This is a genomic window from Gluconobacter sphaericus NBRC 12467 (assembly GCF_006539125.1).
In the GTDB taxonomy this organism is placed as follows: Bacteria; Pseudomonadota; Alphaproteobacteria; order Acetobacterales; family Acetobacteraceae; genus Gluconobacter; species Gluconobacter sphaericus.
This window is the reverse complement of the sequence record NZ_BJMK01000005.1, coordinates 97,527-114,103: the sequence shown is the minus strand read 5'-3', so window position 1 is coordinate 114,103 and position 16,577 is coordinate 97,527. Positions and strand designations below refer to the sequence as shown.

The following is a 16,577-nucleotide window of genomic DNA, read 5'->3' as shown; positions in this document are numbered from 1 at the left end:
GTGATCGAGCGTCCTGTGCGAGTCTGCAGATGCCTCTTGGGCGTGCCGGATTGTGACATTTTTTCAATGACCTTCCCGCCACCAGCCGACTGCGAGGAAAATCAGCGCCGCAATCAGGGCTGCCCAAGCGGGAATGAGGTCTTTGGTGCGTGTCTCACCCGCGACGGCGGCGGTCGTGACGGGCAGGCCCATCCAGTCCGAACCGCTCATGGCCGAACCGGTGGGAACCTGTTTCAGATGCGGCGTATGATCCGCGATCCAGGAGACTGACCCGCCGGAGGCTTTGGCACTGCCGTCCATGACGGTCGCGGTGGCGCGCAGGTCCTGCCGTTCGATCGGATCATGCGAGACCGGGCTGGCAAAGGCGACGAGACCATCCTGCCGGACGCTCCAGATTCCGGGCATCGTGGCGGCGAGCGTGGCGTGCCAGACGCCATCCGTCTGTTTCAGGGTAACGGGCGTGCGTTTTCCGTCCGGCGCCGTGACGAAAGCCTCAGGCGAAACGGCCTGTCCCGCGGCGTGGCGCTCGATATCCAACTGACCGCTTTCGATCCGGGCGGTGAGGCGGTTTTCTTCAAGGTCCGGCTCCTTCATCAGCCAGTGTGACAGGCGACGCAGAAGCTCGGCCTGCGGTCCGCCGCCACCTTCACCACGCGACCAGAGCCAGAGCTGGTCCGATAGCAGCATGGCCACGCGTCCCTGACCTACCCGGTCCAGCAGCAGAAGCGGCGCGCCATCGGGGCCATGCATCAGGTCTTCGCCGTGTGACTGGTCCGGACGAAGGGCCCGGTACCAGGGCCCCCAGTCTTCTGTCAGGCCTGCAGTTACGGGGTGGGTTTTGCCAAGATCTGTCAGGGCAGGGCGGAAGGCGTGGGTGACGATTCCGTCTGTGCTGACATGCGCGGGGAGAACCTGCGCGAGGCTTGTATCCTGAAGCGTGCCGTCCTGCGTGAATTCAGGACCGGCCGTTACCAACAGTCCGCCGCCGTTACGGACATAATCGGCGATATTGGTCAGGTATTCATCGGGGAGAATGTTGCTGTTGCGAAAGCCGTCCAGAATAATGAGGTCGAAGCTGCGGATTTTCTCCTGAAACAGTTCGCGGATCGGGAACGGGATCAGCGCCAGATCCGACAGCGGCGTGCCGTCATCGGTATTGGGGGAGCGCAGGATGGTGAAGTGTACGAGATCGACGGACGGATCGGCCTTTAGCAGGCGGCGCCAGACGCGTTCACCCTGATTGGGGACACCCGAAACCAGAAGGACGCGCAACCGGTCGCGAACACCCCGAATGCGGACGACTTCACTGTTATTCTCGGTGGACGCTTCTCCGGCCAGAGGGGATACGGACAACCCAACCAGCGTCTCGCCGGGATGCTGGACGGGCAACGTGATGTCCTGCGGCGTGCCGGTCTGGATGGAGCGTGTCTGCGGCGGGGCGTCACCGGAGCGAATTGTGAGAATGGCGTTTGAAGCACTCGTGGTGCCCAGATCGTCCACCTGCACGCGGATCGTGGCGTTCTGCCCGACGATCGCATAGGGCGGTGTGCTCAGGATACGCAGGCGCCGGTCCTGTTCTTCGCCATGCGCCGTCAGCAGAAGATGCAGAGGAAGTGTCTGGCCGTTTGCGCCATGAAAGCGGGGCGGCAGATGGGGTGGAACGTCATGATCCATGCCATCCGTCACGACAATGGCGCCCGCGAAGCGACCCTGCGGCAGATCGGCGTGGTCGAGAGCTTCGAACAGGCGCGTTCCGTGACCGGTACCGCCCGGGACATCGACACGGTGCAGAGTCAGGCCAGGAAGATGGGCGGCGTCCTGCATGATCTGTTCGGCAGCGTGGTCAGCGATGGCAGTCCGGTGGCCGACCTGCATGGAGGCCGAGCGGTCCACGACCAGAAGTGCATCCTGTGGCACGGGGCGCAGCACCGGATGCAGTGAACGTGGTCCGGACAGCCAGCCCAGCAGGGCCAGCACAGCGAGAGCCCGCCAGAGCATGCCGCGTGCGCCACGGATAGTACCGTAAATCGCGCCGGCAACAGTCAGGATTGCCAGCGTCGCCAGCAGCCAGACCGGCAGCATGGGAGACAGGTCGAACATCATGGTGCGTCCTCCTCGTCAACGCTGTCGGGACGGGTTGTGGAGGCTCCGGAGTGTGGTGTGCCGAGGCGGCGGAGCATTTCCGGGTACTGCGCCTGATCGTTCTTGTAGTTTCCGGTCAGGGCGTACAGCACCATGTTCATGCCAAAACGATAGGCCTGTGTGCGCTGTTCCTCGCCACCGGGAATGACGGCGAAGGGATGGTTGCCCGATCCGTCCACGGCCCAGGCATGCGCCCAGTCGCCATTACCGATGATGACCGGACTGACGTCATCATTTGCCTCATCGCCATTGCGCGCGACATAGACCGGCTGCCCGGCAACGCGGCCGGGAAAGCCGCTGTGCAGCAGATAGAAAGTGTGAGCCAGAACGTGCTTTTCCGTCAGCTTGGTGAGCGGCGGGATGACGAGACCATCAGTCACGCGCTGAAGCGCGGCCCGGGCAGCGGAACTGGTTCCGGAATCCGTATCGGTGCCCGCGCCCTGTTCGTCGATCAGCAGGATGCCGCCGTGATCCATGAACGCATTGAGGGCTTTCGTGCGCTCGGGATCGGGCTGGGCATCGGGTGTAATCGGCCAGTACAGAAGTGGATAGAACGCCAGATCGTCCTTGCCCGGAACGACACCATCCGGGTGGCCGAGTGTTGCGGAACTGCGTGCAGTCGTAAAGTCGGACAGGCCCTGAAGCCCCTCGCGGGAGACGGTATCGATATCGTCATGGCCGGTGATGACATAGGCCAGCCGTGTATCGAGCGCAGCCTGAGGCACTGTTGCCGGTAGAGGAGGCAGCTGCGTCGGGGGCTGGGCATGGGCCACGGGCAGGATCAGCAGGCAGGCCACGCCCAGAGCTCCCAGTAGCCCACGACGCCGCAGAGACAGGATCAGATCCAGCAGCAAAAGGATCAGGCCCGCTGTCATCAACGCAGGTCCAAGCGGACGGTCCGCATGGGCACCGTCCGGTGAAATCCGGGTTCCGAGCAGGGGTTCTTCCTTCATTGCAGGCGCAGAATCGGAAAGGTTCAGGGCATGCGTTCCGTGGGCCGGACCGTAAAGCCCGGCGGGATGGGCAACGGACACGGCTGTATGCGTCAGATCCGAGACGCGGATGGAGCGTGCAGCCTGTGGCGGCATGATGAGCCCACCGTCACTTCCAACAATACGCCAAGGGGCAAGCTCCGAAGGTCCACCGCCCGCAACGCCGGCCGAACGTTCGATCAGGCGCTCCAGCATGTCGGGGAACAGCCCCGACAGCGGGACATTGGACCAGTCCGGCGAGGCCGTGACATGGAACAGGACGATTTCGCCATTGCCTTCCGCCCGGGCGGTCACAAGGGGCGTGCCGTCGCTCAGGGCCGCCCAGACGTGATCCGTGAGGCCCGTTTCGGGCTTGGCCAGAACCTGCCGGGAGACCGTGACATCGGGTGGGATCGTCAGGTCGGAGAAGGGCGAAGTCTCGGGGAAGGGCGCCAGCGTCTGCGGCTTGCCCCAGGACATGGGACCGCCGAGCTGTCGCATGCCGCTCGTGAGATGGACGGGCAGGAGCGCGTCAGATGTGGTGTCGGAAGCCGCCTCCTGATCGGCGGCGAGGCCGGGACCGGCAAAGCGGACGAGCATGCCGCCATGACGGACCCAGTTCAGGACACGGCTGCGCGTCTGATCGCCGGAAAGCGCGCCATCCGTTGCGATCAGGACAGACAGGGGAGCACCCAGCAGGGCCGTCGCATCCCCGCTATGCAGGTCTGAAATGGGTTGCAATGCGCGGTTCAGGAAGAACGCCGAACCGACGAGCGGTGTCGCATCGCCGGGCGTCTGAAGAATGCCAACGGGGCGGCGGTGATCGGCCTGTCCCATCAGATGGATCGCAGCGGGACCGGTGGCGCCTTCCAGCGTCAGATGATCGAGTTGGTTCCGCAGCAGAGCTGGGAGCGAAATGGTCTGATCCTGCCCGGTTCTGATGGGATAGGCCGCGAGCGTTCCGCCATTGGCATTGGCAGCATGCAGCGTCACGGTCCGGGTCGGGCAGGACGGCGTGTCCACTCGGGCATGAAGAGCGCCGTCCTGACCGGTAGATGCGGCAAGACGCAGAATGTCACAGTCATTCCAGCGCATGTCTTGCACGGAACGGGCTTTTGCGAGCGCGTCATGCAGGGCTGTGTCACCGTCCGCCGCCAAGCCGTCAGACAGCATCATCACGCGCTGATCAGACATGTCCCGGTGCTGGAGCAGGTTTGCCAGAGCCTGACGGTCCGTTGGCCAGGGCTGAGGCCGCAGGCGGGAGAGATGCTCTGACAAAGCATGCGCATCATGTGTCGTGAACGCTTCGGGCATCGCGCCATCAGGCGCGCGGGCAGTATGAAGCAGCGTCACGTCCTGACCATTGCGGATCGCAGTTTCACCAAGCGCCAGAGCCGCGGAAATACGCTCGTTCCAGTGCGGAATGGCGGCCCAGCCGTCATCAAGAACGAGCGTCAGTGGGCCGTTTCCGGTTTCGGCCTGACGCGGGGTCAGGACAGGCCGGGCCAGTCCGAAAATGACGAGGGCCACGGCGGCCGTGCGCAGAAGCAGGAGCCAGAGCGGGGAGCGGGCCGCATCTTCACGCCGGGCGGTCAGCCGGTTCAGGATCAGCAGGGACGGAAAGCGCTGATCCTGGGGGGCAGGCGGAGTGGCACGGACCAGCCACCACAGGGCGGGTAGCGTGAGAAGGCCAAGCAGCAGGAGCGGGGCGAGAAGGATCATCGGCCGCCTCCCAACGCCATGTGAAGTGCCAACAGGGCCGGAAGCGGGTTCTGCGACGTGTCCTGCAAGATGCAGTCGGCACGTAGCGAGGTCGCACTTTGCTTCAGGGCTGCCAGATGGGCATTCATGGCCTGTGCATAGGCTGGACCAAGACTTTCCATAGCGGGAAGAGTCAGAACGCCCCCTTCCAGCCCTTCAAACCGGATTCGTCCGGAGCGTTTCAGTTCCCGCTCCGCAGGATCGAGAACGCAGAGAAGATGCGTTCGCACGGGGCGGCTGGCGCAGGTCTTGAGAAATGTGTCGATCCGCTTTTCGTCCCACAGGAAATCGCTAATCACGACCAGATCGGACCGGGCGGGAACGAGTGCCATGTGAGGGAACTCGGGTTCGTCCGTAGCGGGATGCAGAAGGGAGGCGGCCAGCCGCGGCAGGACCTGCCGACCGGCTAGTGCGCGCCCCGCTTCGATCCCGGTCAGTAACCCGGCGCGTTCACCGCCTCGCAGGGACGCGGAAGCCAGTGCCAGCGTGCAGAGCTGTGCCCGTTCTGCCTTGGTTGGCAGGGTATCGGACGAGCGCCACTGCATGGAGGGCGACGGGTCGCACCACAACATCAGCGACTGGGCATTTTCCCGCTCGCGCTCGCGGACCCAAAACGTGTCCTCGACCGGAGAACGGGCAGACTGCCGCCAGTCGATGGACGTTGCGGGTTCGCCAGCGTGATAGGGACGGAACTGCCAGAAATCCTCACCTGGGCCTGAACGCCTGCGGCCATGAGCGCCGCTTTGCAGGCTCGCGGCAATCTTTTCGGCTTCAAGAAGAAGTGCGGGCAGGGCCAGGCTTTCTGCCTGCACGGCCGGAGCGCTGGAAGCAGCCCCCCGATTGCGGCGGAAGAGGCTGCGCAGGGTATCGGACGGACTTTTCACGGCGATCAGAGGAGGGTCTGTGCCTGTTTGCGGATCAGGACTTCCCGATCCGTCCCCGATGCGCGGGCGCCAAAGCCCAGGCCGATACGATGGGACAGGACCGGGCCCGCAAGAGCCACGACGTCATCAAGGCTCGGAGCCAGACGACCGTCCAGCAGCGCACGGGCACGGGTTGCGACCATCAGGGCCTGTGCTGCACGGGGGCCCGGACCGTAGGAGACCGTTTCCCGTACTTCCGGTGAGGCGGATGGATCTTCCGGACGCAGAGAGCGTGTCAGCGTCAGGATTGCATCCACGATCTGATCGCCGACTGGCAGGCGCCGGACGAGGTTCTGGGCCGCGAGCAGACTTTCGGCATCCATCAGGGCAGAGACCGTCGGGGTCATGGCGCCTGTCGTCTGAAGCAGCATCTGCCGTTCCGCGTCCCGGTTCGGAAAGCCGAGGCTGATCTGGAGCATGAAGCGGTCGAGTTGGGCTTCGGGCAGGGGGTAGGTGCCTTCCTGCTCGATCGGGTTCTGGGTTGCGAGCACATGGAAGGGGCGTGGAAGCGCATAGTCCTTGCCGCCCTGCGTCACGCGATGCTCTGCCATGGCCTGCAGAAGGGCGGACTGGGTGCGGGGGCTGGCACGGTTGATTTCATCCGCCAGAACAAGCTGACCGAAAATCGGGCCGGGCAGGAAGCGAAAGGCCCGTCGCCCGTCGGCATCCTGATCGAGGATCTCGGCGCCTGTGATGTCTGACGGCATCAGATCGGGTGTGAACTGAATGCGTGTGGCATCCAGGCCCAACACGCGCGATGCCGTGTTGACCAGAAGCGTCTTGCCCAGACCGGGCGCGCCCATCAGAAGCGCGTGACCACCGGACAGGATCGTGACCAGAACCTGTTCAATGACGCTGTCCTGGCCCAGAACAATTCCGCCGATAGCCTGGCGGACATGACGGAGAACCGGGGCGAGGCGGTCGGCTTCAGCCACGTCCGCCTCGCCTTGCAGGGTGCCGGCGGAAATGCCGGAAGAATATTGCAGCTCGCTCATGACGCCAGTCTGACAGGTGTGGGGGTTTCATCAAGGCTCGATTGCACCCAAGTTGGTGTGAGAAGAGAGTTTTTATGCAGTTGGAGGGAAAATTGAGCGATCATCAGTTCCGGCAGGCGGCCCGACCTGACGCCGCCCTGTCTCCAGATTCCCTGATTCCTCCGTCTTCCTTTCCCGGAACACCTGATGCAGCCCCCCGGCTGCTGCCTTTTCTTATTCAGCGCGATGGAACCTGGCTCTACCGGGGCTCGGAGATCAAACGCAAAGCTATGCTATGCATTTTCTCTTCGATGCTGACCCGCGATCCTGAAGGAACCTACTGGCTGAAAACGCAGATGGAACAGGGGATCATTCAGGTCGAGGATGTGCCGTTCGTGGCGGTCGAGCTGGACTTCCGTGGCACTTGCGGTCGGCAGCAGAATCTCTGTTTCCGCACCAATATGGATGAGTTGATCTGTATCGGCCCCGAACATCCCCTCTCTTGTGACTGGGACCGTCCGTCGGAGGAGTGCGCCAGCGTACCTTATGTTCATGTTCGTGATGGTGAGGGGGCTTTCCCTATCCTCGCACGGGTGACACGTTCGGTGCATTACGAACTCGCCGCACTTGCGGTTCCTGGGCATGTGAAGGGTCAGACCTGTCTAGGCGTCTGGAGCCAGGACTGTTTCTTCCCGCTTTCGCGTCCTGCATGATGCAGATCTCCGGTCTGCTGGAGCGGTTGCCAGATCGTACGGGGCTGGATCGCATCTGGTCTGTCCTGCCTGAGGCACGACTTGTGGGCGGATCGGTGCGAGATCTGCTCGCCAATGTTGCCGTCCATGATCTGGATCTCGCGACTCCGGAACCGCCAGACGATGTGCAGCGTCACTTAAAAGAAGTCGGCATCCGCGTGATTCCCACGGGCTTGGCTCATGGGACCGTCACGGCATTGCTGGACAATGTGCCCTACGAAATCACGACCCTGCGTCGCGACGAGGAAACGGACGGGCGCCACGCGATCGTGGCCTGGACGCAGGACTGGGCGGAAGATGCGGCCCGGCGGGATTTCACGATCAATGCGATGTCGCTGGATCGCCATGATGGCCTGCATGACTATTTCGGCGGTCGGGAAGATCTTCGGGATCATCGGGTGCGGTTCGTCGGAGACGCCTCGCGTCGGATTGCGGAAGATGCGCTGAGAGCCCTTCGTTTCTTTCGGTTCAATGCGCGATACGGGCATGGCGTCCCCGATCGGGAGGCGTGTCAGGCCGTCTCGGAGCAGCTTGGACTGATTGGCACGCTCTCGGCCGAGCGGGTCGCCTCAGAGCTGCTGAGAATTTTGTCCGGCCCGCGCCTGAATAAAACGATCGAGGCAATGGTATCGGTCGGTCTGCTGCAGGTACTTCTGCCAGAACCGGACCAGAATTTCCTGAACCGTCTTCTGGCCTGTGAGGCCCCGGTGTCCTCCTTGCTCAGGTTGTTTGCGCTGTGTCACCGGAACAGTTTGGAACTGGCTGGTCGCCTGAAACTGTCCAACGCGGATGGCATGAAGATCGAGGCCTGGGCGTCAGCTCAGCCGGTCTTGCATCCGGAACTGTCCGATGATGACCTCCGTCGCCTGCGGGTATTGCAGGATATGGAGCGGCTTGTAGAGCGGAGCTGGTTGCTTCAGGCCCAGCTTGTGGGCAAGCCTGACAGCGCGTGGGACCGGTTCCGTTCACGGTTGCGGGTCATGCCGCGGCCCGAATTCCCGCTATCGGGCAAAGATGCCATTGTACAGGGTGTTCGGCCGGGGCCGGGTATGGGGGAATGGCTGAAAACGGGGCGGGACTGGTGGATGGCGCAGGGATGCCTGCCAGACCGGAGCGCATGTCTGGCCTATCTTGCCACGCAGAAATGAAGCGGTGGTTTCGCCCTTTTCGCAAGGCCTGCTAAACCCCCAGTATGACGAAAACGACAGCTCTTGATACGGACAGCCGCGTCCTGATGAAACGCATCTGGCGCGAGGAAATGCGTCAGCATGTGGGACGGATCATCTCCGTCATTGTTCTGACGGTCCTGATGGCAGGGCTTACCGCGCTTTATCCTGCGGTCATCAAGCGGGCCGTGGACATGTTCGCGGCGCATGATTCCCGGATCCTCTATCAGGTGCCGGCTCTGGTCGTAATTGTGACTGGCCTGAAGGCTGCGTCCCAGTACGGGCAGACGATTGCCGTGCAGGGACTGGTTCTGGCCGTGATCCGTGGGTTGCAGTCGCGTATGTTCGCCCATGCGCTTCAGGCGGACGTCTCGACTATTGAAAAGGACGCACCCGCCAAATGGGCTGCCCGTTTTACCACGGATGCCATTTCGATCCGCGAGGCCATGATCCGTGTGGTCAACGCGCTCGGTGATGCGGTGACGGTGGTGGGGCTTGTTATTTCCATGATCGTCACGGACTGGGAACTGAGCCTGATCGCGCTCGTGCTTTACCCGGTTGCGGCGGTGCCTATCCAGAAGCTGGGCAAGAAAGTGCGCCGGGCCTCGGGTGGCATGCAGGAGCAGATCGGCGAGACCTCCGCCATGCTTAACGAAAGTTTTGCCCTAGCTCGGCAGGTCCGCATCTACCGGATGGAAGAGCGGGAAAGTACGCGCGTCGATCATTCGCTGGATTTGCTGCATTCGGCCTTCCTGCGAATTGCTAAAGGGCGTGCGCGTGTCGATCCGGTTTTGGAGGTTCTGGGTGGCGCTGCTGTGGCTGCGGTGCTGGGCTTTGCAGGCTGGCGCGCGGCCCAGGGCGGTGCGACACTAGGGGACTTTACTGCCTTTATTGCTGCTCTTCTGACTGCCGCCCGGCCGATCCGGGCGCTGGGTTCGCTCAATACGGCTCTGCAGGAAGGGCTGGCCGGTCTGTCGCGGGTCTTTGCCGTGATCGATGAACCCCCGGCCGTTGTGGAACGTCCGAACGCGAAACCCCTTCCGTCCGGAAAAGGACATCTGGCGTTTCAGCAGGCCAGTTATCGATACGAAGATGGCAGGGTCGGTCTGCAGAACCTGACCTTCGAAGTTCAACCTGGAAAAACCGTCGCGCTCGTGGGGCCGAGTGGCGCCGGAAAATCCACGGCACTTTCCTTGATCCCACGTCTGCACGATGTCAGCGCGGGCAGCATCCGTCTTGAAGGCGTGGATCTGCGGGATCTGACCCTGTCTTCCCTTCGGGACGCCATTGCATATGTCAGTCAGGATACGACCCTGTTCGACATGTCCGTGCTTGAAAATATCTGGATCGGGAGGCCTTCAGCCTCACGCAGCGAAGTCGAAAAAACCTGCGCCATGGCTGCGGTCGATTTCCTCGATAACCTGCCGGCCGGTCTGGAAACCCGGGTCGGGCCGGGAGGACGTCGACTGTCCGGCGGTCAGCGCCAGCGCGTGGCTCTGGCCCGCGCTCTGCTTCGTAATCCACGCATCCTGCTGCTGGATGAAGCAACGAGTGCGCTTGATTCTGAAAGTGAGGCGCGGGTTCAGAATGCGCTGGCAAATCTGCGTTCAGGCCGTACGACGGTTATTGTCGCGCACCGTCTTTCCACCGTGCAGGCTGCTGATCTGATCGTTGTGATGGATCAGGGTGCTGTCGCCGAAGCCGGCACCCATGCTGAACTTCTCCGCAAGGACGGCCTTTATGCTCGGTTGGTGCGAACCCAGTCTCTGGCAGCAGCCTGAAAAAGTGCTGCCAGTTCGGGAATCAGATCGGTGTAGAGGGTTTTCTTGAAGCCCAGATTGCGTTTCAGAAGCTCCTGCGGCTCGACCCATTCCCAGGCGTCGAATTCGGCCGGGTCATGAAGATCCAGTTGAATATCGGAATCCTGTCCTTCGTAACCCATCACGAACCATTTCTGGGTCTGCCCCCGGAAACGTCCTCCCAGGGCCTTTCCGATCAGGTCGGACGGCAGATCATAGGAAAGCCAGCCACTCCGTTCGGCAAGAATTTTCGCGTTCCGGGTTCCAATTTCTTCTTCCATTTCGCGCAGGGCGGCGACCTGTGGTGTCTCATCTTCATCAATGCCGCCCTGTGGGCACTGCCAGACGTCTCCCGGAAGGTCTGTGCGCCGGGCGATGAACAGTTTGCCGTCACGGTTGAAGAGCGCAAGTCCCACATTCGGGCGGTAGGGAAGGGTCATGGGATTAGTCATAGGGGCGCTATTGGATTGGAAGGTGAAAGATTGGCGGCCTGATCATTGCTGACGCCGCTATCCGCAAAAGCCGATGGTGGTACAACGACAAAGTTCTGCGCTGCCGGACCTTTAAGCCAATTTGCGAGACGGTCGATCATGACAGGCGTGATCGGCCCGACCATCAGCAGAATTTTTGCCGGCTTTCCATCCTGAGGCAGTAGTGCGGCGAGACGGCTGTCCAGAGTGGCGGCGTCCGCATCTCCGTCGATCCAGGCAGTTGCCGTCATTCCGCGGGTGCGACGGCCATCCTGCGCGGATCCCGTCAGATAGAGCAGGCCCCGGCTGCTGATGGCACTCGCAATCGGGGAGAAATCGGGAGAAGTCGCATAGCCACCGCCCGGCTGGTCGTCCCCGTTTTCAGACGCATCCGTCAGTCCTTCCGCGCCCGCGGCACGGGTGAGGCACCATTCCAGTTCACGCTGATCGTCAGCAGCCGAATTTCCATATCCCAGCGCATGTGGGCCTTCATCGGCCCGCTCGGGATGGGCGCTTTGCATGGGAAGGGTGACATAAACTTCCCTGTGGCTGGCATGGGCCCGCGCAATAATGTCGCGGATATTGCTGACATAAGGCGAAATCCCAACCGCGACAGGCGCGGGAATACGCGAAAGAACATCGTAGGTCAGAGCATCGGAATAGCCAAATCCCTGCAGCACGATTGCGATGGCGGTTTTGTCGGTCGGGAGGGGCGCCGATGCTGGTGGAGAAGATGAAGCAGCAGAGGATACGATCGGGGGCAGGGTCTGTTGTGTCACAGCGGCTGAAGATCCCGCTGGTGAAGGCGGGGCAGCCTTGGCGGAAATGGTGGTCGCCGCCGTCGGTAACGTCACGTCAGCTGGCTTTGCCGGAACCGGCGCTGCGGCCGTCTGCGCCCCAGCAGCTGTTACGGTTGTCTCTTTTTGTGCCGGAGTAGAAACAATCGAAGAATTGGCCGGGGAAGTGGGCTGCGCAGGCAGATGCGGTTTGGACTGCGGACTGACTGTAGCGACGACAATGGGTTTCTGCTGGTGCAACAGAAATGCCGTCGCGCCGGCTCCAGCGGCCAGCAGAACGGCCCAGAACGCGATCAGAAGGCGTCCAATAACGGGGAGTCGTTGCCAGAGCCCTGGTCGGCTGGAGGCTGGACGGTTCTGCACGATCCGGGATGTCCTTGTCAGTGGTGGGCTTCAGGCGGTTTGGGAGCAGTCGGCGCGGCAGCTTTGACCTCTGTTGCCGGAGTGGTGGCCGGCGCAGGATTTGAGAGGCCCGCCATGGCATTGATCACTTTGATCGCCTGCTGAAGCTGGAAATCGGTTGCGGGCTTCGTGGCATCGAACGCGGGCCAGCTGGCATCCGGCATCTTTGGAATGGATTTTGCGATCGGCGGGATATCGGTGCGCGGGGTTTCGTTCGTTCGGTTGCCGCCGATATTTGTCAGAATGTGAGAGAGGTCGGCTTCACGATAACCATAGGCATCGTCATCCTTCGTCTCGGCAACGGGAATATCAGGCGTAATGCCCAGACCCTGAATGGAGCGGCCGGACGGCGTGTAATAGCGCGCTGTCGTCAGGCGCACCGCCCCTTGATCGCCGATGGGGATAAGAGTCTGGACCGAGCCTTTTCCGAAGGTCTTTTCGCCAAGAATAATTGCGCGGCGATGATCCTTCAGGGCACCAGCCACGATTTCACTGGCCGAGGCTGAGCCGCCATTTGTCAGGACGACAATCGGCAGGCCATTGGTGATGTCCGTGCCCTTTGCATCCCAGCGCTGGTTGTTCTCCGCATGACGGCCACGGATCGAGACGATTTCACCTTCCTTGATGAAATCGTCCGAAACGGCAATGGCCTGATCGAGCTTGCCGCCCGGATTGGAGCGCAGGTCAAGGATGATACCGGTCAGCTTTCCGCCCGGCGCTTTGGTGGCCTGTGCCTTGAGCTTGTCAAATGCGGCATGCATGGCGCTTTCGAGATCGTCATCGAACTCGGTCAGGCGGATATAGCCCGTGCTGCCATACAGCGCAGACTTCACGATCTGGACGTGCACGATTTCGCGTGTCAGGTCGAAGGTGAGCGTCTTGCCGGTCTTGGGGCGGACGATCGTCAGGCTGATTTTCGTGCCCGGATCACCACGCATCTTGCGGACGGCCTGATCGAGCGTCAGGTCATCGATGCTCTTGTGGTCGACCATCGTGATGAAATCGCCGGGCTGGATGCCAGCGCGCGCGGCAGGAGTGCCATCGATCGGGGAGACCACGCGGACATGTCCGGACTCACCCTGAACCTGAAGGCCCAGACCGCCGAACTTGCCGGAAATCTCGGTCTGCATGTCGTGGAACTGCGCCGCCGTCATGTAGGACGAATGTGGATCGAGATTGCCGACCATCCCGTCAAGCGCGTTATTGATCAGGTCCTTGTCGGAGACAGGGTGGACGTATTCCGCCTTCACCACGTCCATGACCGTTCCCAGCAGCGTCAGCAGACGGACGGTTTCCGCACTGTTGTCATGGGAGATTTCACGGGCGAGGGCTGCACCCGGAAAGTCGCCGGAGCCAGCAAGACGCAGGGCTCCCGGTCCGACGGCCAGTCCGGCCAGAAAGGCGGTGCCCAGCAACAGGCCACTGCGAAACTTCATGTGATCTCCATCCTCGGGAACGAAGGAACGTACTGACCGTCGTCGCCTCGGAGGCAGACTAGGCCGGTTCGGGTTGCCAAATTATTAAGAAACGATCCTACAAGGTCAGACGCGCTCGGCAAAGGATCAGAGGAAAGGAGCGGGACTGACAACCTGCGTACCATGCCGCAACTGGACAAAAAGCATCCCATCGGAAGCGGGCATCTGGCCCAGTGTGGCAGCTTTCCTGATGCTTTGGCCACCCGAAACATTCAGCTGTCCCAGTCCGGAAAGCACAAAGCGGTAATTGCGTCCGCAGTCGAGGATCAGCATCTGTCCGAAGGAGCGGAAGGGGCCTGCAAATTCGACTCGGCCCGAGCAGGGGGCCTGTACGGGAGCAGAAGAGAGGGCGGCATAGGTGATGCCGGTTGCAGGGCCGGCTTCGGTCGTCTGGCCCCAGCGGACGGCGATATGGCCTGAGACGGGGGCGTGGCCACTGCCACTGGAGACACCCTGTCCGGCCGAGGCGAGCGCCTGGGCCTGCGAGCGTGCATGGCGGGCGCGTTTGAGCTGGTGCTGACGGGTCAGGGCGGCGGCTTCCTTTTCCAGCTCGGCGCGGGCCTGGGTTTCTTGCTGGACAAGTGCGTTGATTTCAGCAGACAGATCCGCTGCGGCCTGCATGGCGTCAGCCACGGCCTTGCGGGCTTTCTGGGCGCCTTGATCCGCGACGGCTTCCTGCCGTGCCGCAACCCGGGTCCGGGCGGCGGCGGCATTGCGCTGCCGCGTCTGCTGTGCGAGCAGGTTCGCGAGTTCTTTTTGTCGGTTGTCCAGATCAGTGCCGATTGCATGCAGTTCGTCTTCGCGGGACTGAAGCGCTTGGGCGCGTTGCTGCGTCAAACGGGAGAAACCTCCGAGGACGGAGAGGGCGGTGACGCTTTCGGACGCTGTTTCCGGAGAGGCCAGCAGCGCGGCATCCGGCGCGATGGACAGGCGTGCTGCGATGGGAAGTAGAGGTTGCAGGGCGGCATTCTGCTGGCGGATATCCGCTTCGACAGCCGTCCGCTTGTCCATCAGCTCCGCAATACTGGTCTTGAGTGCCAGAATGTGGTTCTGGGTCGTATCTACGGCGGACTGTGCCGTGTGGGTCTGGGCCGTGAAGGCGAGAGTGCGTACACTGTCCTGCCGCGCCTTTGCTTCGGCCTGTGCCGAGGCGAGCTGTTTTGCTTTCAGCGCTGCTGCTTCATCCGCCTGCCGTTTTTCCAGAGATCGTCGCGCGGCCTGAGCACGAGCGAGGGCTTTCTGGCCCTCGCTGGGCGCGGCTGCCGCCGGTTTTCCCGTATGCGGGAGGTGATGATGAGACGCATGCCGTGCTGTCGCCCAGGCAGGCGACAGGAGCAGGGCGAGCGGCAGGAGATAAAGCGGATCAGGCGCTTTCAAGCAGGGAGACACCCGTCATCGCGTCAGGCTGTTTCACGCCCATCAGCGCCAGCATGGTCGGTGCCAGATCGGCCAGACGGCCGTCATGGATGGTCTCCCCTTTGGCATGCGCCAGGATGACGGGCACCACGTTGAGCGTGTGGGACGTATGCGCGCCGCCCGTTACGGGGTCACGCATGGTTTCGCAGTTGCCGTGATCGGCGGTGACGAGCAGAACGCCACCCGCTTTGATGATGGCGTCATTGATGCGGCCCAGCCCCTGATCGACTGTCTCGCAGGCTTTGATGGCCGCGGACAGGGAGCCGGTATGGCCGACCATGTCCGGATTGGCGAAGTTCAGGACAATCATGTCGAATTTGCCGCTTTCGATGGCGGTGACCGCCTTGTCCGTCAGTTCAGGGGCGGACATTTCGGGTTGAAGATCGTAAGTCGCGACTTTGGGTGAGGGAACCAGAATGCGATCTTCACCGTCAAACTGCACTTCGCGGCCACCGTTCAGGAAGTAGGTGACGTGCGGATATTTTTCTGTTTCGGCCATGCGGAGCTGGGTCCTGCCGGCCTTGGCCACCACGTCTCCCAGCAGATCATCAAGCGGCACCTTGGGGAACAGGATACTCATGTAAGGTGCCAGATGATCGGAATAGCGAGACATGCCGCAGACGGTTGCGAATTTCACTTTCCGGCCGCTGTCATACTCCGCAAAATCCGGCAGGACTAGGACGTCCAGAAGCTGGCGGATGCGATCTGCGCGGAAGTTGCAGGCCAGAATACCGTCTCCGTCTTTCATGCCGGCATAATCGCCCAGAACGGTCGGAAGAACGAATTCGTCTCCCTTGTCGTTGGCGTAGCTGGCCTGAAGGGCCGAGAGGGCATCCTTCGCATGGGGGCCTTTTGCGTCGCGTATGGCCTCGACGGCGAGGGCGACGCGCTCCCAGCGGTGATCCCTGTCCATGGCATAATAGCGACCGCTCAGAGTGGCGATTTGCACGCTGTCAGGCAGGTCCTTCAGGAATTTCCCGATGAAGTCCTCACCCGAGCGCGGCGCTGTATCGCGGCCATCGCTGAAAATGTGAACGGCTACGGGCACACCCGTCGCGCTGACGATTTTTGCCAATGCGACCACATGATCCTGATGGGCATGCACACCGCCAGGTGAGATCAGGCCCATGAGATGGCAGGTTCCGCCTGATGCTTTCAGGGCTGCGATGAATTCCAGCAGAGCGGGGTTCTGTGACAGGGAGCCGTCCCGGGCGCTGCGGGAGATGCGGGGGAGTTCCTGCATCACGACACGACCGGCGCCGATATTCAGATGTCCGACTTCGGAATTGCCCATCTGCCCGTCCGGGAGCCCGACATCCTCGCCCGAGGTTTTCAAGAAGGCGTGGGGGCTCGTAGCCCAGAGGGTGTCGAAAGTCGGAGTGTTTGCAAGACGGACCGCATTGTCGGATTCATCCTCGCGCCAGCCGAAGCCGTCGAGAATGACGAGCATGACGGGGCGGGGTGTTGAGGATGTGGACATGGGATGTCTCCTGCAGGAAAGGAGGAATGGGACTGTTTCCCATCATGCC

General features: G+C 62.1%; 12 protein-coding genes. 3 read left to right on the top strand and 9 right to left on the bottom strand.

Translation table 11 applies throughout. From position 1 onward, the window contains the following. Positions 1-63: 63 nt before the first annotated feature. The 4 genes from GSP01_RS05465 to GSP01_RS05450 are packed head-to-tail and all read right to left on the bottom strand — an operon-like array spanning position 64 to position 6,792. The gene (locus GSP01_RS05465) at positions 64-2,103 is read right to left on the bottom strand and encodes a DUF7408 domain-containing protein (protein WP_141351537.1); all 2,040 of its coding nucleotides are present in this window, start codon (positions 2,101-2,103) and stop codon (positions 64-66) included. Next, positions 2,100-4,835: a DUF4159 domain-containing protein gene (locus GSP01_RS05460; protein WP_141351536.1), complete on the bottom strand. Its 2,736-nt coding sequence runs from the start codon at positions 4,833-4,835 to the stop codon at positions 2,100-2,102. The genes GSP01_RS05465 and GSP01_RS05460 overlap by 4 nt, the downstream gene beginning before the upstream one ends. Further along, positions 4,832-5,758 carry a DUF58 domain-containing protein gene (locus tag GSP01_RS05455; protein ID WP_141351535.1) on the bottom strand — a complete coding sequence of 309 codons (927 nt, stop codon included), beginning with the start codon at positions 5,756-5,758 and terminating at the stop codon, positions 4,832-4,834. Before GSP01_RS05455 ends, GSP01_RS05460 begins: the two co-directional genes overlap by 4 nt. Positions 5,759-5,763: 5 nt before the next feature. Continuing rightward, the gene (locus GSP01_RS05450; protein WP_141351533.1) at positions 5,764-6,792 is read right to left on the bottom strand and encodes an AAA family ATPase; all 1,029 of its coding nucleotides are present in this window, start codon (positions 6,790-6,792) and stop codon (positions 5,764-5,766) included. Between the two features lie 92 nt (positions 6,793-6,884). Here GSP01_RS05450 and GSP01_RS05445 point away from each other — a divergent pair, with 92 nt between their 5' ends. The 3 genes from GSP01_RS05445 to GSP01_RS05435 are packed head-to-tail and all read left to right on the top strand — an operon-like array spanning position 6,885 to position 10,470. Next, a complete protein-coding gene (locus GSP01_RS05445; protein ID WP_373320115.1) occupies positions 6,885-7,484 on the top strand; it encodes a DUF1285 domain-containing protein in 600 nt (199 codons plus the stop codon). After that, complete coding sequence (locus GSP01_RS05440; RefSeq protein ID WP_141351531.1) at positions 7,481-8,671, top strand: CCA tRNA nucleotidyltransferase; 1,191 nt, start codon at positions 7,481-7,483, stop codon at positions 8,669-8,671. The genes GSP01_RS05445 and GSP01_RS05440 overlap by 4 nt, the downstream gene beginning before the upstream one ends. Before the next feature lie 44 nt (positions 8,672-8,715). Continuing rightward, on the top strand, positions 8,716-10,470 hold the full coding sequence (locus tag GSP01_RS05435) for an ABC transporter ATP-binding protein (protein ID WP_141351529.1): 1,755 nt from the start codon (positions 8,716-8,718) through the stop codon (positions 10,468-10,470). On the opposite strand, the gene GSP01_RS05430 is transcribed toward GSP01_RS05435, so the two are convergent. The 5 genes from GSP01_RS05430 to gpmI form a co-directional block, all read right to left on the bottom strand. Beyond that, positions 10,428-10,940: an RNA pyrophosphohydrolase gene (locus GSP01_RS05430; protein ID WP_141351527.1), complete on the bottom strand. Its 513-nt coding sequence runs from the start codon at positions 10,938-10,940 to the stop codon at positions 10,428-10,430. The two genes, GSP01_RS05435 and GSP01_RS05430, sit on opposite strands and share 43 nt — an antisense overlap. Next, positions 10,937-12,118, bottom strand: a complete 1,182-nt coding sequence (locus GSP01_RS05425; RefSeq protein ID WP_141351525.1) for a divergent polysaccharide deacetylase family protein — start codon at positions 12,116-12,118, stop codon at positions 10,937-10,939. The genes GSP01_RS05430 and GSP01_RS05425 overlap by 4 nt, the downstream gene beginning before the upstream one ends. Positions 12,119-12,135: 17 nt before the next feature. After that, on the bottom strand, positions 12,136-13,593 hold the full coding sequence (locus tag GSP01_RS05420; RefSeq protein WP_141351523.1) for a S41 family peptidase: 1,458 nt from the start codon (positions 13,591-13,593) through the stop codon (positions 12,136-12,138). A 126-nt stretch (positions 13,594-13,719) separates the two neighbouring features. Further along, complete coding sequence (locus GSP01_RS05415; RefSeq protein ID WP_141351520.1) at positions 13,720-15,009, bottom strand: murein hydrolase activator EnvC family protein; 1,290 nt, start codon at positions 15,007-15,009, stop codon at positions 13,720-13,722. Next, positions 14,996-16,528, bottom strand: coding sequence for a 2,3-bisphosphoglycerate-independent phosphoglycerate mutase (gene gpmI, locus GSP01_RS05410; RefSeq protein ID WP_141351519.1), 1,533 nt, complete (start codon positions 16,526-16,528; stop codon positions 14,996-14,998). The genes GSP01_RS05415 and gpmI overlap by 14 nt, the downstream gene beginning before the upstream one ends. Between the last annotated feature and the right edge of the window lie 49 nt (positions 16,529-16,577).

Coding starts and splice junctions, on each gene's coding strand:
- GSP01_RS05465 (WP_141351537.1), bottom strand. CDS start 2,103: ATGATGTTCGACCTGTCTCCCATGCTGCCGGTCTGGCTGCTGGCGACG.
- GSP01_RS05460 (WP_141351536.1), bottom strand. CDS start 4,835: ATGATCCTTCTCGCCCCGCTCCTGCTGCTTGGCCTTCTCACGCTACCC.
- GSP01_RS05450 (WP_141351533.1), bottom strand. CDS start 6,792: ATGAGCGAGCTGCAATATTCTTCCGGCATTTCCGCCGGCACCCTGCAA.
- GSP01_RS05440 (WP_141351531.1), top strand. CDS start 7,481: ATGATGCAGATCTCCGGTCTGCTGGAGCGGTTGCCAGATCGTACGGGG.
- GSP01_RS05435 (WP_141351529.1), top strand. CDS start 8,716: ATGACGAAAACGACAGCTCTTGATACGGACAGCCGCGTCCTGATGAAA.
- GSP01_RS05430 (WP_141351527.1), bottom strand. CDS start 10,940: ATGACTAATCCCATGACCCTTCCCTACCGCCCGAATGTGGGACTTGCG.
- GSP01_RS05420 (WP_141351523.1), bottom strand. CDS start 13,593: ATGAAGTTTCGCAGTGGCCTGTTGCTGGGCACCGCCTTTCTGGCCGGA.
- gpmI (WP_141351519.1), bottom strand. CDS start 16,528: ATGTCCACATCCTCAACACCCCGCCCCGTCATGCTCGTCATTCTCGAC.